Origin of the sequence: Collinsella sp. TF12-2AT (assembly GCF_003436735.1) — a bacterium.
Taxonomy (GTDB): Bacteria; Actinomycetota; Coriobacteriia; order Coriobacteriales; family Coriobacteriaceae; genus Collinsella.
In genome coordinates, this window is record NZ_QSQK01000001.1 from 148,385 (window position 1) to 168,050 (window position 19,666).

Annotated in this window: 17 protein-coding genes; 9 read left to right on the forward strand and 8 right to left on the reverse strand. The window is 58.4% G+C overall.

Annotated elements, in window-relative coordinates; genetic code table 11:
- Positions 1-116 precede the first annotated feature (116 nt).
- Positions 117-1,649, forward strand: a complete 1,533-nt coding sequence (locus DXD24_RS00595; protein WP_117645778.1) for a diguanylate cyclase domain-containing protein — start codon at positions 117-119, stop codon at positions 1,647-1,649.
- Positions 1,650-1,933: 284 nt separating this feature from the next.
- Here the strand turns inward: DXD24_RS00595 and DXD24_RS00600 are convergent, their stop codons facing one another.
- Positions 1,934-2,254: a hypothetical protein gene (locus DXD24_RS00600; RefSeq protein WP_117563547.1), complete on the reverse strand. Its 321-nt coding sequence runs from the start codon at positions 2,252-2,254 to the stop codon at positions 1,934-1,936.
- A gap of 334 nt (positions 2,255-2,588) precedes the next feature.
- On the opposite strand from DXD24_RS00600, the gene DXD24_RS00605 reads away from it, so the two are divergent.
- The 4 genes from DXD24_RS00605 (at position 2,589) to DXD24_RS00620 (ending at position 5,657) form a co-directional block, all read left to right on the forward strand.
- Positions 2,589-3,212 carry a flavodoxin family protein gene (locus tag DXD24_RS00605; protein WP_117645780.1) on the forward strand — a complete coding sequence of 208 codons (624 nt, stop codon included), beginning with the start codon at positions 2,589-2,591 and terminating at the stop codon, positions 3,210-3,212.
- A gap of 185 nt (positions 3,213-3,397) precedes the next feature.
- A complete protein-coding gene (locus DXD24_RS00610; protein ID WP_117645782.1) occupies positions 3,398-3,739 on the forward strand; it encodes an arsenate reductase family protein in 342 nt (113 codons plus the stop codon).
- 86 nt (positions 3,740-3,825) lie between these two features.
- Positions 3,826-4,956, forward strand: coding sequence for a GTP-binding protein (locus tag DXD24_RS00615; RefSeq protein WP_117645784.1), 1,131 nt, complete (start codon positions 3,826-3,828; stop codon positions 4,954-4,956).
- Positions 4,957-5,057: 101 nt separating this feature from the next.
- A complete protein-coding gene (locus DXD24_RS00620; protein ID WP_117645786.1) occupies positions 5,058-5,657 on the forward strand; it encodes a tRNA (cytidine(34)-2'-O)-methyltransferase in 600 nt (199 codons plus the stop codon).
- A gap of 28 nt (positions 5,658-5,685) precedes the next feature.
- Here DXD24_RS00620 and DXD24_RS00625 read toward each other — a convergent pair whose 3' ends face one another.
- The 4 genes from DXD24_RS00625 to DXD24_RS00640 all read right to left on the reverse strand — a co-directional run bounded on the left by DXD24_RS00625 (position 5,686) and on the right by DXD24_RS00640 (position 12,202).
- Entirely contained in the window at positions 5,686-8,181 is a 2,496-nt protein-coding gene (locus DXD24_RS00625; RefSeq protein WP_233502278.1) for an excinuclease ABC subunit UvrA, read from the reverse strand.
- A gap of 10 nt (positions 8,182-8,191) precedes the next feature.
- Entirely contained in the window at positions 8,192-9,310 is a 1,119-nt protein-coding gene (locus tag DXD24_RS00630; protein ID WP_117645790.1) for an ATP-binding protein, read from the reverse strand.
- Between the two features lie 93 nt (positions 9,311-9,403).
- Entirely contained in the window at positions 9,404-11,407 is a 2,004-nt protein-coding gene (locus DXD24_RS00635; RefSeq protein ID WP_117645792.1) for a translation factor GTPase family protein, read from the reverse strand.
- A gap of 306 nt (positions 11,408-11,713) precedes the next feature.
- Positions 11,714-12,202, reverse strand: a complete 489-nt coding sequence (locus DXD24_RS00640) for a GNAT family N-acetyltransferase (RefSeq protein WP_117645794.1) — start codon at positions 12,200-12,202, stop codon at positions 11,714-11,716.
- Between the two features lie 77 nt (positions 12,203-12,279).
- On the opposite strand from DXD24_RS00640, the gene DXD24_RS00645 reads away from it, so the two are divergent.
- Positions 12,280-12,576, forward strand: a complete 297-nt coding sequence (locus tag DXD24_RS00645; RefSeq protein ID WP_117645796.1) for a hypothetical protein — start codon at positions 12,280-12,282, stop codon at positions 12,574-12,576.
- A 48-nt stretch (positions 12,577-12,624) separates the two neighbouring features.
- Here the strand turns inward: DXD24_RS00645 and DXD24_RS00650 are convergent, their stop codons facing one another.
- Entirely contained in the window at positions 12,625-13,329 is a 705-nt protein-coding gene (locus DXD24_RS00650; RefSeq protein WP_117645798.1) for a class I SAM-dependent methyltransferase, read from the reverse strand.
- A gap of 63 nt (positions 13,330-13,392) precedes the next feature.
- The gene (locus DXD24_RS10055) at positions 13,393-13,536 is read right to left on the reverse strand and encodes a hypothetical protein (protein WP_158549061.1); all 144 of its coding nucleotides are present in this window, start codon (positions 13,534-13,536) and stop codon (positions 13,393-13,395) included.
- A gap of 478 nt (positions 13,537-14,014) precedes the next feature.
- Between DXD24_RS10055 and DXD24_RS00655 the strand changes: the two genes are divergently transcribed.
- Genes DXD24_RS00655 through DXD24_RS00665 form a run of 3 tightly spaced genes read left to right on the forward strand, consistent with a single transcriptional unit; the run spans position 14,015 to position 18,408 of the window.
- Complete coding sequence (locus DXD24_RS00655; protein ID WP_117645800.1) at positions 14,015-14,854, forward strand: transporter substrate-binding domain-containing protein; 840 nt, start codon at positions 14,015-14,017, stop codon at positions 14,852-14,854.
- A gap of 11 nt (positions 14,855-14,865) precedes the next feature.
- Entirely contained in the window at positions 14,866-17,949 is a 3,084-nt protein-coding gene (locus DXD24_RS00660; protein ID WP_117645802.1) for a mechanosensitive ion channel domain-containing protein, read from the forward strand.
- A 60-nt stretch (positions 17,950-18,009) separates the two neighbouring features.
- A complete protein-coding gene (locus tag DXD24_RS00665) occupies positions 18,010-18,408 on the forward strand; it encodes a hypothetical protein (protein WP_117645804.1) in 399 nt (132 codons plus the stop codon).
- Between the two features lie 184 nt (positions 18,409-18,592).
- On the opposite strand, the gene DXD24_RS00670 is transcribed toward DXD24_RS00665, so the two are convergent.
- Entirely contained in the window at positions 18,593-19,528 is a 936-nt protein-coding gene (locus DXD24_RS00670; RefSeq protein WP_158550107.1) for a LysR family transcriptional regulator, read from the reverse strand.
- Positions 19,529-19,666: the final 138 nt, after the last annotated feature.

A 19,666-nucleotide genomic window follows, 5' to 3' on the forward strand; every position in this document is an offset into this window, starting at 1 on the left:
TGCGCAAACGCCACCGTCGAGGGAGCGTTTGTTCCCATGAGCTAACTAATACCCCAATCTAAACCGAATTGGGAGTAAGATACAAACCATTGTTCCATCCAAGGAGGTCATCCATCATGAACGAGTCGTATCGCCTGGGCGAGCAATCAATCATCGCTCATCTTCAGCGACTTGCGAACGGGGCCTCAACCACCGAGCTCGATGTTGCCGCGCTGCCCCCGGAGTTGCGTGCCATTGGTGAGCAACTGCAGAAAACGCTCGCCATCCTGCAACAAGAACGCGAGCTGCTTGAGCACGGCGCCTATATCGACTCGCTCACCAATCTTGGCAACCGTGGCGGACTCGACCGCCATGTCGATCAGCTCTGGCGCAAAGGCACCCCCTTCACCTGCGCCTATATCGATATCGACCGCCTTAAGCATTGCAACGATAAGTTTGGCCACGCCGAGGGCAATCGCTACATTCTGAGCATCTGCCGCGCACTCACCGAGACAATGGAGCACGATGAGCTGCTGTTCCGTATCGGTGGAGACGAATTTGTACTTATATCCCCCACGACAGACGAAGCCGAGCTCGAGCAGCGCCTGGAGCGGACGCGTGCCAATCTTATCGAGGCAACATCAGGCGACAAGGCGCCCATGATCGCCAGCTTTAGCTTTGGCTGCTCGCGCGTCGACCCACTTGCAGGCGATACGCGTCGCCAGATGACAAAGGACGCCGACCGCAAAATGTATCGCTACAAGCTCATGTACCGTGTGCAACAACCGGAAGAAGGCGATGCGCCGCAACGCCCGGTCACCGAACAACCCCCCCCCTGCAACGACCGAGTGTTCCAAGCGATCTCCATGAGCTCCGAGACACGCTATCCGTTCATCATTAACCTCGACACCGGCGAATCGCAATGGTCGGTTAATGCCGTGCGCGATTTTGACCTACCCTCCCAGCATCCCTACAACTCGCTCGATATATGGCTTGCCCGTGTTCACCCCGAGGACCGCGACAACGTACGTGCCGAGCTCGATATGGTGGTAAACGGCACGTGGCACTTCCACTGCATGCAGTATCGCGTCATGAATACCGCCGGAAAATACGCGCTTTGCGACTGCACAGGTTACCGCCTGGACGGCACCGATACCGAGCCCAACATGTATGTGGGCATTGTCACCAACCGAAGCTTGGCAGATACGACCGATTCCGTGACCGGTCTGGGCGATATCCACGCCCTGGTCAACGCCATTGGCGAGATGCGTCGCGTGGCACGAAACGCGGGCTTGATCGCCATTAAAATCGACGAAATCGCACAGGTCAATGCCCGCTTTGGCTTTGATGCAGGCGACCGCGTTTTGGCAGAAAGCGCCGCCTGCCTCATGGATTGCTCGCGCGGCAAGGGTCGTCTGTTCCGCTCGACCGGACCGATGTTCGTGGCGCTCTTTGACGACTTTGATCCCGAAGAGACCGACGCGGTTGCAGACGAAATCGAACGGTTCTTGGGATCGCCCGTGCTCCTTGGCTCATTTGAATATCAGCCGCCCCTTCGCGTGGCGACGCTTCATCTGGACGCCGTCGACCGACAGCCCGTTTCCGTTCTGAATGAGCTCAAAGTGCTACTTGAAGAAGCGTCGCAGGTACCGGGCACCAAACTGAACTAGCGTTATGGGGCGCATGATGGTTAATTTCCGATCTCAACCGAACACATTGGGCAAATAGGTCGTACCCGCAGTTAGCCGAACGTCCCCGCAGTCCCTCCCGGGGCCCGGGGGCACCGTTTCGATACTCTTGGTTTACTTTGCCTGATGCAAATAAGTGCTCAACAAGATAGAACCTATCCCCCGCCACGGATATGCCCTCGAGTAAATCTGTTAAGCCAAGCCTATCAAATGCTATTGACAATTGGCTGCATTGGTCCTTTTTGTCGTCCAGCCACTTCCGCTGGCTATCGCCTCATAAACACAAACCTAACGAGCCGCACGAACGACAAAGAGGCCAAGCTGAACAGAAGTAGAACCAAAACTTCAAAAACGCTGGTATTCCAATCGCGTACCCAGCCCTCTACCGCCCACAAGAAAAACAGCAGCCCCATCCATAACGTCACAGAAGAAATCAGCTTTGCGTAAGGGCGTATATCAATGTCGCTCTCCCTTTTTGTGACATCATATCCAGCAATTGAGCAGAGCCATCTTCCTCTTCGGTATTGGATTGAAAGGACAATCAAGGCAATCGAAGTCATCAAGCAAACAGCATCCTCTGTTTCCATAGAGTTTCCTTTGCTTTCCATCCCAGTTACGCATTCACAATCGAATCAAACCAAGTATGAATTACTCGATAGCAACCGCCTTAGTATAAACCATAGCCGCCGCAGCAGCCCGCCTTCCAAGGCCTCAAGGCTCGCCATCGAGGGCGACCCGCCCAGACCCCTTACAATCTGCTCGCACGAGGCCCCGCACTCCAACATCCTCTGGACCGTATCCCGCTCGTACCTGGTGAGCGAGCCTGCCGTGGGCCCTCGGGGCCGGCATCGCGCCCCACGCTATCTGCCCGCTCGTGAGATAATCCTCTACAGAAGTCATCGACAGCAGAGGGAGTTTGTGATGAAGGTTCTTTTGGTCAATGGCAGTCCCAAGGCAAACGGCAATACCGCCCGCGCACTCGCCGAGGTCGCCGAGCAACTCAACGCCGTGGGCATCGATACCGAGGTGTTCCAGCTGGGCGCCAAGCGCATTCGCGATTGCATCGGTTGCGGCCAGTGCGGCAAGCTCGATTGCCGTTGCATCTTTGACGACGACGTGGTCAACGAGCTAATTGCCGCCGCCGAGCAGGCAGATGGCTTTGTCTTTGGCTCGCCCGTCTACTACGCGCACCCCAGCGGGCGCATCCTCTCGGCCCTCGACCGCGCATTCTATGCTGGCAGCAAGGCCTTTGCGCACAAGCCGGGCGCCGCTGTCGCCGTTGCCCGTCGCGGCGGCACGTCGACCACGTTCGACGTGCTCAACAAGTACTTCACCATCAACCAGATGCCGGTGGTTGTCTCCACCTACTGGAACAACGTCTTTGGCGCCCAGCCGGGCGAAGCCGCCCAGGACGCCGAGGGCTTGGCCACCATGCGAAACATCGGCAAAAACATGGCCTGGTTGCTGCGTTGCATCGAGGCGGGAAAAGCCGCCGGCATCGAGGCCCCCAAGGCCGATCGCGCCAGGACCAACTTTATTCGATAAGTCCAGCGGTGGTCACCTCGATGTTCTATCAATGTCAGCGAAAAGCCAGCTGATGAGGCAAGGTGCCTTGAAAGAGGAGGGCGCTGGGCTTTTGCCCGCGCCCGAGGATTGAAAGGCAGATTGCCCATCAGATGGCTTTGCAGCGTCGAGGTGACCGCCGTTCGTTAGAACGGCGGAACATAGATATGAATATTCAAATTTTCGGGACTAAGAAGTCCTTCGATACCAAGAAGGCGCAGCGCTATTTTAAGGAGCGCCGCATTAAGGTGCAGTTTATTGACCTTAAGGAAAAGGAGATGAGCAAGGGCGAGCTCACAAGCGTGATGCAGGCGGTCGGCGGCATCGATAAGCTGCTCAACCCCAAAGCCAAGGACGAGGAGATGCTCGCGCTCATCCAGCACCTTACCCCCAGCCAGCGCTTCGACAAGCTGCTCGAGAACCAGCAGGTTCTAGCCGAGCCCATCGTGCGCAACGGCAAAAAGGCCACCGTCGGTTATTGCCCCGATGTATGGGGAGCCTGGGAGTAGCCTGTGTTATTTGCCGGCGCGTGGGTATAAGAGCAGGCGTTTGGCATATGATTCAACTGTAAGCCATGTCTAACAAAGGAGGGCACATGCCCAACAAACCCGTGAAGATCATCATGCTTACCGGATACCTCGGTGCCGGCAAGACCACGCTGCTCAACCACATCCTCGCTAACGACGGCGGCATCCGCGCCGCCGTGATCGTCAACGATATCGGCGAGATCAACGTCGATGCCAGCCTCATCGCCGACGGCGGCCTTTCCGAGACCGACGACCTCATCCCGCTCACCAACGGCTGCATCTGCTGCACGCTTTCGGATGACCTGGCCAACCAGCTGCAGGGCATCGCCGATTCGGGCAACTTCGACTACATCATCATCGAGGCATCGGGCATTTGCGAGCCTATCCCCATCGCCTACACCATCTCGAGCTTCTGCGACGAGGCCAAGGTGGGCGGCGAGCCCAAGCTCGCGCTCGACAACATCGTGGCCGTGGTCGACTGCGCCCGCATGTACGACGAGTTCAACGGCGGTCGCGACCTGCTGGCCGAGGATATCGACGAGGACGGCATCGAGAGCCTGCTTATCCAGCAGATCGAGTTCTGCTCCACGCTGATCCTCAACAAGACCGACACCGTGACGCCTGAGCAGATTGCCGAGCTCAAGGCCATCGTGCGCAGCCTGCAGAAAGACGCCGTGATTGTCGAGGCCCAAAACGGCGAGGTTCCCATGGAGGAGCTGCTCGACACCGACCGCTTCGACTTTATGCGCGCCTACAACTCCGCCGCCTGGATCGAGGCCATGGAGCATCCCGAGGAGCACGACGACCCCGAGGTGCTCGAGTACGACATCGAGACCTTTGTGTACTCGCGCCGCAAGCCGTTTGACCTCCAGAAGTTCACCGATTTTGTTGAGCAGGAGTGGCCCGACGAGGTCATTCGCGTCAAGGGCCCGCTGTGGCAGACCGGCGATCCGGACATGTGCTACATGTTTGAGCAGGCCGGCCACCAGATGCGCCTGATGGAGAACGGTCTGTTTGTCGACTCGGCGCCCGAGGGCGAGAAGCAGAAGATTATCGACGAGAACCCCGAGATCATGCAGATTTGGGACGACGAGACGGGCGACCGCATGACGAGCCTGTGCATCATCGGCCGTCACATGGACAAAGACGCGCTCGTTGCCTCCCTCGATGCCTGCCTGACCGACTGGCACCGCGCCTAGGTTTATCAAAGCGGGCATTTTGCCGCCCACGTAACCGCCAAACCACCACGAAGGTGCCTGTCCCCTTCGTGGTGGTTTTTCGTTCTGAGCCAAGGAGATTCATGTTCAATATCGTGCTGTACGCGCCCGAGATTCCGGCCAATACGGGCAATATCGGCCGTACCTGCGTGGTCACCGGTGCCCGTTTGCACCTGGTGGAGCCGCTGGGCTTTTCGCTCGACGACAAGACGGTACGTCGCGCCGGTCTGGGCTACTGGCAAAACTTGGACGTGACGTCATATGCCGGCTGGGAGGATTTCCTGGCGCGCAACGGCCTCTCCCCTGCCGACGAGCGCCTGCATCTGCTGACCAAAAAAGCGCGCCGCACCTATGCGCAAAGCACCTACCGCGAGGGCGACTTTTTGGTCTTTGGCAGCGAGAGCTCGGGGATTCCCGAACAGCTGCTTGCCGCGGCACCCGAGCGCTGCGAGCGCATCCCCATGCTGCGCGATTGCGACTCGCTCGATAACGCCGAGGCCTGGGAAGCCCACGAGGAATCGCTCGGGCATACCGAGGACAGCCACGAAGCCATCCTTCAGCAGGATATCTGCGGCAACTTCGTCGACCCGGACGACTACCGCATCAGCGCCCTCAACCTCTCCAACAGCGCCGCCATCGTCCTCTACGAGGCCCTGCGCCAGACAGGCTTTCTGGGAATGTGACAAAGGGACAGTCCCTTTGTCACATCGCCTATAGATAACGACCGGTAATGCTCTTGGAGCAGGCCGCGATGTCGCCCGGCGTGCCAGCGCAGACGATTTGCCCGCCCGCATCGCCACCGTCCGGGCCCATGTCGATCACATAATCGGCGTTACGGATGAGGTCGAGGTCGTGCTCGATCACGACAACTGTGGCGCCCTTGGCAACGAGGCCGTCGAACACACTCAGCAGCACCTGAACATCGAGCGGGTGCAGGCCAATTGTGGGTTCGTCGAACACGAATACGGCATCATCCTGCACGCGGCCCATCTCGCTCGCGAGCTTAAGGCGCTGCGCCTCGCCGCCCGAGAGCGCCGGCGTGGGCTCGCCGAGCGTGAGATAACCCAAGCCCAGGTCGTGCAGGGTCTGCAGACGCGTCTGAACTTTCTTGAGTCCCAGTGTGGCGTCGAGGGCCTCGTCCACACTCATATCCATGAGCTGCGGCAACGTGAGCAGGCTCCCGTCCTTGCCCTCGCGATGGATATGCGAAGCAGCGTCTGCATAACGCGAGCCGCGGCATGCCGGGCAGACGATCTCGACATCGGGCAAAAACTGCACGTCGAGCGATATCGAGCCCGTGCCATCGCACGTAGGGCAGCGCAGAGTGCCAGTGTTGTAGCTAAAGGCGCCCGCCTTGTAGCCGGCCGCCTTAGCCTCGGGCGTACGGGCGAAGGCGCGACGCAGCTCGTCATGGATGTCAGCATAAGTTGCCACCGTCGAGCGCACGTTGGCGCCGATAGGCGTAGCGTCAATCAGATTTGCACGGGCAATGCCCTCGGCATCGACCCAACGCACGTGCCCCGGCAGGCGCTCGCCGGCTGCCTGCGCCTTGAGTGCCGGAATGAGCGTCTCGAGTACCAACGTCGTCTTACCCGAACCCGAAACGCCCGTCACCGCGACCAAGCGACCGCGCGGGATATCAACTTCGAGCGGCTTGACGGTATGGATGGCATCGGTCGCCATGCGGATATGGCCCCGGTCGAACATTTCCTCGTCGGACACCTGCGGGCGCAAGCGCTTGGACTCTGCGCGCAAAAACGGGGCGATGCGGCTGCCCTGCGATTGTTCGACCTCGTCCACCGTGCCAGTGGCAATCACATTACCGCCGCCTGCTCCGGCAACGGGGCCCATCTCAACCAGATAGTCGGCTTCCGCTAGTACGCGCGTATCGTGGTCGACAACAACCACGGTGTTGCCGTCATCCACCAGATCGCGCATTACGCCCACCAAGCCGTCGACATTGGCAGGATGCAAGCCAATCGAAGGCTCGTCCAGCACATAAAGCACGCCCGTCGATCGGTTGCGCACCACGCGGGCGAGCTGCACACGCTGGCGCTCACCCGTGGAGAGCGTAGCACCGGCGCGGTCGAGCGAGAGGTAATCGAGCCCCAGGTCGACCAGGCGACGAGCCGTGCTCAAAAACGAATCGCAGATATCCACTGCCATGGGCTGCATCTCGGCCGGCAAGGATGCGGGCACCCCGCGCACCCACTCAATCGCCTCACCCAACGTCATGGCCGCGGCCTGCGCCAGATTGATACCGCGCACCTGGGGCTGGCGCGCAACCTCGGAGAGACGCGTGCCGCCGCAGTCACGGCACGGGCCCTCGCGCAAAAAGCGAGCCACGCGCTTTAGTCCCTTATCGTCCTTAACCTTGGCGAGCGCATTCTCGACCGTATAGACGGCGTTGTAATAGGTAAAGTCGAGCGGCGTGGCGCCCTCGCCGTTTTTGGGAACGTAGAGAATATGCTTCTTAACCGCCGGACCATGGAACACGATGTCGCGCTCTTGAGGTGTGAGCTGGTTAAACGGCACATCGGTACGCACACCCATCTCGCCGGCTACCTGCTTCATCAAGTCCCACATGAGCGTGCCCCAGGGAAGCACCGCGCCTTCGTTGATGGTCTTGGACTCGTCGGGCACCAGGCTCGCTTCGTCCACCTCGCGCATGACACCGGTACCGCCACAGGTGGGGCATGCACCGCCGCTATTGAAAGCCAAATCCTCGGCACTCGGCGCGTAGAACTCGCGGCCGCATGTCGAACACGTGAGCGACAGGCCTGCGGCCACGTTAAGGCTCGGCTCCACACGCGCCCCGCAATGTGGGCACACGTGATGGGCACAGCGGCTAAAGAGCAAACGCAGACTGTTGTTGAGCTCGGTCATGGTGCCAAAGGTCGAGCGTACGCCTGGCACACTAGGGCGCTGATGCAACGCGAGCGCCGCCGGCACGTGCAGCACTTCATCCACCTGAGCGTGCTCGGCCTGGGTGAGCCGTCGGCGGGTATAGGTGCTGAGCGCCTCCAGGTAACGGCGCGAGCCCTCGGCATAAAGAACTCCCAACGCCAGCGAGCTCTTGCCCGACCCCGACACGCCGGCAATACCCACGAACTTTCCCAGCGGAATATCGATATTGATGTCCTTAAGGTTGTGTACGCGCGCACCGCGCACCTCGATAGCTTGCGGGCTCATCTTCTGTTCCGTCACCTTTATCACCCTACTCATGCCATAAAATGCGGTCGCGGATGTACTCGCCCAGCATGGGCACGGTAAACCGGACCAGGCCGTATCCGGCAGCCTCGATGACGCGCTCGCGAATCAGGCTTGCGCGATATTTACTCGCCCAGCTCTGAGTGCGATCGCAGCGCTCAATGATATCCGCCATGCGCGTCGGCTTACCCTCGTCAGTAGCCATGGCCTCGATAAAGAGGCGTTGCGGACTGCGCAATCCATAATACAGGGGCGCGTCGACCGCTTCGTAGAACTCGGAGACGGCATCCGCATGGCCATCCTCGACATCGTGCTTTTCGATGACCTGCGAGCCACGCCGGACAGCAGAGCGCCACATGTAATATCCCACCAGCTGGACCATGTAGGGATGCCCCATACTCTTGCGCGCCGCAAGGTCCGCCGTCTCCGCGTCAACGTAAAGACCGGCGTCCTTGACTGTCTGGACATATGAATCGCGCACCTTGGGCAAAGAAATCGCCCCCAGCGCACGCTGCTGAGCACGGCGCAAAAACGTCACGCTCGGCTCTTCGAGCAGATCGTCAACCATGCTGGGCAAGCCGGCAAAGACCAGCGCAAGACCGCGCTGGTCGCTATCGGGCAAGCCCGTGGCATCCTGGTCTCCGAGCACCTGCTGATAGAGAACGGCAAGAGCCGCCAGTTCCTCGATAGACGCAGATTGAGCCTCGTCAATCGTAAACAGAATACCCTTGCTTGGGCCGAGTTTCTTGAGACGATCGTTGACCAGCCCTCGCAACGTCTCGCCTTTTGCCCGCGCTGCCTCAACCGACATCCGTCCAAACGATGGGCCAAACTCCATTGACGTCACAACGGGCTTATTCGAGCGGAGTGCGTCGGCCAAGCGGTCGCATAAACCAAGCGAAGCGGAATCGGAGACAACCGCCCATCCGCGCTCACTGGCCAGACGTTGCAGCTCCCGCAGGAGAACTGTTTTGCCACAGCCGCGGTTTCCTGTAATGAGCATGAGCCTGCCCGGCGCCCCGGCGCCGTTATCGAGCCCTTCCTCAAAATCTTCGATGACCGACTCGCGACCGATGAGTATCGGAGGTCGTTTACCAGCCGTTGGCTTAAAGGGATTTGGGTTCATGTCGGCCTCCTCGGATTAGCAAACGCTGGTAATAGTTATACCAACTTATACCGAGTTATACCAACTCAATGTGACAAAGGGACTGTCCCTTTGTCACATGTGGCCGAAAAATTCCGCGTCGGCGGAGCGATAGGGGCGGAAAGTGGCGGGATCGACGTTTACGTGCGCCACGGCGGGTACGTCGTACCATTTGACCGTGTAGCCGGCGCCGTGGGCGCAAAAGACCGAGTCGGGCGTGTTGGGCAGATCGGCCTCGGGCTCGTAGGCGGCCGCCTCGATTACGCACTCGGCATCATGACAGGACGCGTAACCGGCGAACTCTAGGTACAGATGCCCGCGACCGCTCGTGTAGGCAGCCACCCCCAGCGCATAATCTTGCACCTCGGATGCCGGAACGCGACCCACAAGCTTCGCCCGGTCGCCCGCCATCGTCGGCGGCTCGTACTCAGCACCCATGCGCGTGGCATCCGAGAGCGCCCGGCCCACGCACTCCCCCGGCACCTCGAGCTCAAAGTGGTACCACGGCTCCAGCAGCACGGCTGCGCCGGCCTCGCGCGCCTGCATCAAACCCTGGCGAATCGCGCGGTACGTGGCCTGGCGAAAATCGCCGCCCTCGGTGTGTTTGGCATGCGCGCGGCCGCCCGTGAGCGTAATGCGCACATCGGTGATGGGCGAGCCGGTCAACACGCCCAGGTGGTCGCGCTCCATAGCGTTGGTGAGCGCCAAACGCTGCCAGTTAAGATCGAGCTCATCGGTCGAGGTGACGGTGCCAAACTGCACGCCCGAACCCGCCGGCAACGGCTCCAAGCGCAAATGCACCTCGGCATAGTGGCGCAGTGGCTCAAAATGGCCCACACCCTCGACCGGCTGCGAAATAGTTTCCTTATAGAGAATGCCGCCGGGCTCAAACTCGACCGCAAGGCCAAAACGATCGGCCAGCACGCGCTGCACGACCTCGAGCTGCACGGCGCCCATCAACTGCAGGTGAATCTGCTCAAGATGCGTATTCCAGCTTACGCCGAGCATGGGATCTTCGTCCGCCAACTCAGTCAATGCTTTGAACACCATATGGACGTCGTGTTCGCCCGACAGCACCGTATAGGTGAGGACTGGCGCAATGACGGGCGCATCGCCCGCGGACTCCGCGCCCAGGGCGTCCCCTGGGCGAACGTGCGCAAGGCCCGTCACGGCGCAGATGCCGCCAGCGGCAACTTCCTGGGCAAGCTCGTATTTCTCACCGTTATAGATGCGCACCTGGTCGATCTTTTGCTCCCAAGTGGAGGCGCCAGAGCATCCCTCGACAACTTGCTTTGCGCGCAGCACACCGCCCGTCACCTTAACCCAGGCAAGACGCTCACCACGGTCTCCACGACTCACGCGATAGACGCGCGCGGCAAACTCCGGGAGCCACGCCTGCTCACGCATCAGCGCGCATATGCCATCCAGCAACTCGTCCACGCCTTGGTCCTTGAGCGCCGAGCCGGCAAAGCAGGGAAAGAGCTTGCGCTCGGCAACCATGCGCGACAGCGTTGCGACGGAAAGCTCACCCGCTTCAAGAAACTCTTCGAGTGCCGCCTCGTCCAACGCAGCAGCATCCTCCTGAACGGCACCGCCCGCCAGCAGCTCGTTGGCATCCAGGCAGCCCTCGGAAAGACGCTGCCCCAGCTGTGCCAGCAAAACATCGCGGCCAGGATTCTCCAAATCGATTTTGTTGATATAGATGAACGTCGGGATGTCATAGCGTGCAAGCAGGCGCCACAGGGTTTCGGTGTGCCCCTGCACGCCATCGTTGGCGCCCACCACCAGAATCGCGTAGTCCAGGGCACGCAGTGTGCGCTCCGCCTCGGCAGAAAAATCGACATGGCCGGGAGCGTCCACGAGCATAACGTGGGTTTCGCCGTGGTCGAGCACAGCCTGCGACGAGAAGATCGTGATACCGCGCTCACGCTCGATCGCGTCAGTGTCCAGATGCGAATCGCCATCGTCCACGCGGCCGCGCTTGCGAATGCGACCCGCGTTGAACAGCATGGCCTCGGCTAACGTGGTCTTGCCGGCATCGACATGCGCCAAGATTCCAACGACCGCTTGCTTCGACATGGCTCTCCTCTTATTACAAGCCCATCGCACGCGGCAACGGGCGTTCACGCTCCACACTGGATGATACAATTTACGGGCCGGTGGGCGAAGCGGGCCATATCCCCCGACCGAGCTCATCGCCCCGCGTTGCCGCGCGGCGATTTTCGTAGGTTCGCGCCTTGCGAAAGCCGGCACCTCCCCTTTTTGTCTGCCCGGGTTCATCTGGAACGGCAGCGACGCGAGCCCCACAACAACGCGTTTTACCAAAAATGGCCTCACTCGGGGCCATTTTTTATTTGAGCTGGGTGATGATACGCGCCTTGGCTCCTACGCCTCGCGCAGCCAATCGAACGCAACACGCGGCGTGCCGTCCGACACATATACGATACCGGCGCGCTTAAACCCGGCCTTGGCGATGGCGCCCTGCATGGGCAGATTGTCTTGATGCGTGTCGATACGCAGGTGGCTGGCGCGCTCCTTGGCAAAGGCAAACATCGCTGCTGCGACGCCATGCGTGGTGCCGTCGGATGCCACGCGATGCAGCACGGCATACGGAGTGTCGCTGCGCCATTGACCGTCCTCAATCACGTCATAGCACTCGTCCGGACCCGGTAAAAAGGCAAACGTCGCCACCACGCGACCGTCGACTTCGCACACATAGCTGCCACCAGCGGCGATATCGGCAGCCAACTGCTCGGCCGAAGGCGTGCCCTCGGGCCACTGCGTGGCGTTGCCATGTGCGCGCATAAAGGCGCGGGCCACGTCATAGATAGCCATGACGGCGGGAATGTCGGTATCGAGGGTTTTTCTGATCATCACGCGGCGACCTCACGTTTATTGGTATCACTTTGATTGGGCAATGATACCAGCGTTTGGAAAGGGGCGCGGAGCAGATGGGGAGCAAAAAGCGAGCCGCCTGGTCAAAGGCCAAAAGCGAGTTTTTGGGCGCTGCCACCGGCGGCGATATGAGCGACCTGTTTGCACGCGAGGATGAACGCCGCGACGCTCTGGACGCCGAACGCGAGGAAGCCTGGCGCTACAAGTCGTGCGAGCGCAAAAACCGTTACGACACGCGCGCCGAGGCCGAGGCAGTTATGGCCGACTGCGAAAACCGCGGGCGGCGTGGTTTGGCCTGCTACAAATGCGAATACTGCGGCGGGTGGCACCTGACGTCACACCCTTGGAAATAGGGGCCGCATCGGCACGGCGCCAGCGAAGCGCCGGCCATCGCGCGCAAGCTACGGACGCGGCGGCACCAAAACATCGTAACGAACGGCCTTGCCCGCAAGCTGATAGCTCGGCTTGATGCCGGCAAGCAGCGGCCCCTTCACCGGCCGTTTGATAACGACCTTGCGCGGCCGTACCGCAAGCGCAGCTTCGACCAGCGTCTCTTCATCGGCACACGGCTGTTCCAGATGGTGCAAGAGTTGGAACTTCTTTTTGACCGCCGCGCTCTTGGTGCGCTCGGGAAACATGGGGTCCAGATACACCACGTCGGGAGTCGCGAGCTCGCCCCGCCCGATCAGCTCAGCTACATGGCGAAGACCAGCGATGCTGTCCTCGCCCGCATGCAAGCGCATGCGCGACACGGTAGCCGCAAGCGCCGGATCGTCTGCCGCGCGATCCAAGGCATCCTTGAGAAGCGCCGCGATCACGCAATCCTGTTCATACAGATCGACGGTAAAGCCCGCGGCCGCCAGCAGCAGCGAGTCCTCGCCAAAGCCTGCTGTGGCATCAATCGCCCATGGTTGCTCGATGCCTTTTGTGCGCGCAGCCTTCACCAGTAGCTCTTGCTGCAAACGGCCCTGCTTGAGCCGTGGAAGCATGCGGCCAAAATCGGCACGCAACTCCATCGTGCCGTCGGTGAGCGTAAGGCCCTCGGGCTTCCCGATCAGCTCAAGCCCCGCGGCCCGAGCAACAGAAAAGGGATCGACGACGCCCATGGGTACTCCTTAGCAAGCAAAGCGGATACGTGAGCGCCGCATGTGTCGGCACCCAATCGTCCGCTATTGTCCCACATGCGACATGGCCCACAGCATCCCAATGCAAAGCACCGCCATCAATCCCGTGCACACGGCAGCGATCACAGAATCGCTCATGCGCCTTCCCAACGATTGCGGCTCGCGCGCCTGCCCTGTTCCGTACATCATGGCTCCTCCTTAGACCAGCTCCTTGTTACGACTCCATCATCGCAGCGCTGCGCATGAGCTGCCATCGATTTGGCTTACGCCCGGCTTTCCTTTTTGAAAGGTTGAGGTGCGCAGGCCTAAAGCGCTTTCAGGCCGTGCTTACCCATCCCGCAATCAAGCAACTAGAAAGGGCCGATCGTGCAGCAGCGCGGTCGGCCCTTTACGTTTGCCCAGATAAAACCTGCCAAAATAAACCTGTCCCTTTTTGCAGGTTTTAGCTGTGGCGGTACTCGGCGATGATGAAGTCGATATCGGTCTCAAGGGTGTCCAGGACCTATCGTCCATCGCAGCATGCTGACATCTATTTAGCAATAAAGTGTCCGATACCGACAGATTTTACCCTCCACCTCAACCATTTGTTTACCTGCCGCTTCACGACTATTCCACAGTTACCCGTCCATATCATTAAAGAACTGGACAATCGTCGTGAGGAATGCAAATGGACCATTCAGTCACACGCCGGAATGCCTGCCGGCTGGCAATCTCGGCAACTGGAGCCGCACTTGCAGCCATGTTGCTACCAGCCTGCTCAAACAGCAATTCCGGCATGTCTGGCAAGGGCAAGCTGAGTGTAGGCGTCCGCGCGGATATCGTTGGGTTTAGCGAACGCAATCCCAACAACGGCAAGTGCTACGGATTCGAAATCGACCTCGCCAACGAGCTGGCAAACCGTCTCGGTTATGGAGACTGTTCGTTTATAACCGTAACGCCCGAGACGCGCGAAGAAATGCTCTCGTCGGGAAAAGTCGATTGTCTGATCGCTTGCTACTCGATAAGCGACGAACGTAAAAAGCTGTTTGACTTCTCTCCCGCCTATTACACCGATTCGGTAATTCTTGTTGTCGAAAACACATCGCTCATTCAATCCTTTTCCCAGCTTGAAGGCGGAACAATTGGCACGGTAGCCGGAGCGAACGCCGCACCTCAACTTGCCGCGAAGTTTTTGGAACTGGGACTTTCGGACGGCATACCCCGGCAACAGGATGCCGAGAGCGGCAGCATCGACTACGACACATGGCATCTAAGCCAATACGCAAGCTACGCTGAGCTTTCCCAAGCATTGGAAGCCGGCGACGTCGACGCCATGGCGACGGACGGCGCGATTGCCAAAACCTATCTCGATGGCGAGCGCACCGTCCTGCCCGATTTTGGCATCAACCCACAGCGTTATGCCGTCGCAACGCAGAAGGACTCTGAGCTTTCGCCCAAGATTGCCGCCAAAGTGCGCTCAATGCTCAAAGACAAAACAGTCGATAAGTTCATCAATAAATGGAACTAAGGGAGCCACCCATGTCCAAGCGACTAAAGAAGAAATCTATGGCGCTTGCCGTTGCCGTAACCGTCTGCGCGTTGGCGATGGGACTCCTACTCGCCTCGATGCAAACGCGTCTATCGCAAGAGGAATACGCTCTGGAATTCGATCGCGTTGCCGCCGAACTCCCCGATCTCGTTAAAATGGCTCGGTCGGAAACGGAAGACAACACCCAAACATTTGATGACCTGTATCGCACGCGCGCCGCAAGCATCGCATTTATGGCGGCCAACGATGCCGGTTATGAAGCGACCGATGTCAAAATGGCCGAGCTCAAGGACCTGCTCAAGGTCGATAACGTTCTCGTCGCCCGACGCGACGCTTCCATCATCGCCAAGGCAGCTGACACCAAAGCCGATTTTAGCCGCGCCCGCTTCAACCAGCTGCGTCAGTGCTTCGAGACCGGCAGGCCCTCCGATCCGGTTGAGGTCGATCTTCCCGATCAAGACTGGCTTATGCGATACTATGCCGCCAAAATCGATGACGACACCATGGTCATCGTAGAACAAAATCCCCAAGAGCTGCACGCCCTTGTCAAGGACACCGGATCGACCGAGAGCATGCTCAAGAACATCTCACTCGGCAGCCACGGATTTGTCCTCGCCGTATCGGCAAAAACGCATCTGATCACCTACCATCCCGACCAGAACATGATAGGTACCGATGCACTCGACAACGGCATCGACATTGACAATCTTGAGGACGGCAAGACATTCTTCACTTCCGTCAAGAACACAAGCCTGTACTGTCGCGTCAAGTTGGTCGATGACACCTATTACGTTCTCGCCATCCCCGAAAGCGACACCGCCACCGCACGCAACATCACCGTGGGTGTCATCCTCTTTGCCTTTATCTCAATCGTCGCCGCCGTGGCGCTCTATGACCTGTTTGTCCTTGCGGATGACGAGCATAACGACCACGGCGATCACGAATACGTCAAGATCGGTCGCAACCTTAGGTTTAACCCCGCCGTGGGCAGGCGTGCAACAGCCTTGTCCATTGCAGGACTCGTCTTACTTTTGGCAGTAACCTTCTATATGCAAACGCTCTTTGCCCTTTCGAGCCAAGCGACAGTCAATCGAGAGCGTGTAGAGCAGATTGATCAAACGCTCAAAAACAATGCGATGCGCGAGGATGAACTTACGAGGCAATATAGTGAGCACTACGCCACTACCTGCCATATTATTGCCTACATCGTTGAGCACAATCCAGAGCTCGCCACGCGAGCCAATCTGCACAGCTTGGCAGAAACGCTTGGCGTCGAGTCAATTTACCTCTACGACGGCGACGGCAATATGACGAGCTCGAGCACGTCACAACGATCCTATAGTCTTTCGACCAAGTACGGCGACTCCTCCTACGAGTTCCGCTCGCTTTTGGGCGGCAAGGATGAGTATATACAACCTCTCTCTATCAACAGAACCACTGGCGAGACATATCAGTACATCGGCGTCGCGCTCTACGATCAAGATGGCATTGCAGACGGAATCGCACAGATTGCCGTGCGCCCTATGCGCCTAGAGGAAATGCTCAAGAGCACCAAGATCGACGCAGTGCTCGATGGCATCAAGGCGGGCGCCGGAGGCTTCGCCTTTGCAATCGAGAAAAAAGAGGGCACCGTTGCATATCATCCCAACAATCTTCTTATGGGGAAAAAGGCGTCCGAAATAGGATTAGCCGACGAGCACCTTGCAGACGGCTTTAGCGACTTCATTTACATCGACAACCAAAAACTCTACGCCTCCTGCCTGGAGACTGGCGACTATTACGTTTACGTCGCGGCACCCGAAGACTCTTTTATGCACCAGCGCGTTCCGCTCACCATCGCAACCGGAATCATCGCCGCTATATGCTTTGTCCTCATCTACCCTCTGCTGACGCTCGACACTATAAGAGGCGAAGAAAAACGTTCGAAGCGCGAAGACGATTTCACGGCAAGACGGTACAACATCACCGTCACGACGTCCGATGGCCGTATTAAGCACAGCGAAAGTGCCATTGGCCGATGGCTCAACATCTCCTTTAAATGGGAAGACAAAACCCCCGAGCAAAAACTCGGCACAGTCCTCAGATGGTTTACCGGCATCGGAGTATTTATCGTCTTTTTGGCCGTCTTGTTTAAAGACACGCTGTTTGGCCCGCGTTCGGTATTCACCTACATCCTGGGTAATGACTGGCAGCACGGCCTCAACATATTCGCGCTCACCGCTTCAATCATGTACGCCTGTGTGGCTCTCACAGTGTGCGCAATCGTGCAGGCGCTTCTTCGTATGCTGTCCAATGTGCTTGGAGCGCGCGGCGAGACGATATGTCGACTTCTCTCGAGCCTGACAAAATACGGGACTCTCATCGCTATGCTCTATTGGTGCCTCGGTGTTTTGGGTGTCGATACCGCAACGCTTTTGGCCTCGGCAGGCATCATCACGCTCGCCGTCTCCTTTGGAGCCAAAGACCTCATCACGGATATCTTGTGCGGGCTCTTTATTATCTTTGAAGGCGAGTTCCGAGTTGGAGACGTCATCTCGGTTGGCGGCAATACCGGCACCGTTATGGAAATTGGCGTGCGAACAACAAAGATCAATGACGGCAACGGCAATGTTCTACTGCTGCGCAATAGCTCGATTTCGAATGTCACCAACATGACCAAACTTAATTCTTACGCCAGCATAGACATCACCATACCGGTGGGAGAATCTCTACCCTATGTCGAAAAGGTGCTTAAAGACGAGCTCAAAAGTGTGCATGACCGCGTTCCCGCCATTATCGAAGGCCCCTTCTACAAGGGCGTGGTCGACCTTAGCAGCACCGCTATGACCATTCGCGTTGTCGCCACCTGCAAGGAGACAGACCGCGGCAGCGTCATGCGTTCTTTGCGCCGTGAGGTAAAGCTTATGCTTTCCCGCCGCGACATCGCCCCCTATCAACTCGTTTTCGACCATTGCGACGCCGTTGAGTCCGCTCCAAGGGCGGCCACCGCCGAGGAACTCGCCGAAGCGGACGAGTTTAATGAAGAACAGGAACTCGCCTCGCAAGATCTGGGTAACGAACCCCTCAATCAGTAATTCATGGTGCCAGGCAATACGTGCACGGTGCCATAACGGCTCAAGGGAAAGGAACTGAACATGAGCAACAACCGTAAAGTCCTAAAGGTCATGTCCATCATCTATTTATTGGGAGGTGTTTTCAGCATCGCCGCAGGCGCGTTAGCGCTCACGTCGGCTTCGGGCGACGCCAGCGGCGACCTCTCGGTTTACAGCGTTGTCGTCATCGTGATGGGCGTCATCGAAATCATCGCTGCCGCGTTGGGCATCCGTGCCTCAAATAACCCCAGCAAGATTGGTATCGTTTGGGTCTGGGCTATCATTTGCCTGGTATGCGCCGTTGTGAGCCTGCTGCTTTCCGAGCCCTTCTTGGGCGGAGTCGGCACCAGCGCCACCGATGTAACCGCCGTGGTCATAAGTGCCGTGTACTTCGTTTTTGCTAACCGCGTTAAAAAGGAAAATCAGGAGCGCCTGAGCTAGGCATCGGGTCCAACTGTACAAAGCGCCACGCATAAAAAACCGCCCTCCGTTTCTCAGACAGACGAGAAACGGAGGGCGGCCTGCTATGAATGGCGCTTACATGCTGTCGAGTGCGGCACCGGCACAATCGACAGCATGTTGTCAGGCAGCCGAGCTGACAGCGACGAGCGTATCGAAGGATATGCTAGCGAGCAGCGGACCCGTTGGCGCAACCTACCATGCGAATCAAGTAATTTTCTACGACGTGATAAGCTTGGGGCTTTTCATCTTTAAGGGAAACCAAGCATACCGGAACTGTCAGGGCCCCTTCACCCACAATGGGGACAACCTCGAACCCGCTAGCAATCTGGCCGGGAACGGGAAGAATCGCATTTAAGAAAAAGCCGTGCTCTGCCGCCAAAAACGACCCAAATTGAGCGGGACCATCGATAACGCGCGTCTCACCAAGGACACCGCGGCTTTCGTACTGCCAAAAAATCGAATTATTAAAGTTATCAAACGCAGCCGACTGCCCTGCCGGATATGAACCCAGATCAGCCACAGTCACAAAAGGCCTCTTAGCGAACGGATGGTCGGCGGCGACGACAATACCCGTGGGCAAGGTTCCCAGCTGCTCGCAATCATCAGTGGTATTGTCATATGTGCCCACCGTAAGCAAGGCGTCGAGGTCGCCCTGCTCGAGCTCCTGCTGGGCAATTCCGGGATGCACGGTACAGAACTTCACGCGCACGCGGGCGCCACGCATGATAAGCGCAGACAACCCCTTATATAGCTTATCGTCGTTATCGAGTGCGGGAACGCACAGGCCAATCGAGAGCTCCGGCATCACCTGTGCCCCAGAGGCCGACAGGACGGTCAGGTCACATCCAGACGGGTCAAAGCTTTCAACCTCTCGATACGCCTCGACGGCGTGGCGAGCCTTGGCATAAAAGCTGCGGCCGGCCCGAGTCGGCTTTACGCCACTATTTCCACGCTCAAAAAACTGAACGTTAAACAACTGCTCGAGCTCGCTAATTGACTTGGAAATGGCCTGGACGGTCACGTTGCACTGGTGTGCCGCAGCGGTAAAACTCTTCGTCTCAAATACGGCGATAAAATAGCCAACCTGCTTGATATTCACCATTCACCTCAAATAAATGCACAGTATGATCCAGTTAAGTAAAAACCTAGCACAACGCAAGTGCCGGCATGTCGCGAACGGAGCGTTCAACTATTGGATGAACGTACGCAGCGCCTTGTTGAATTACAATATGCTTCG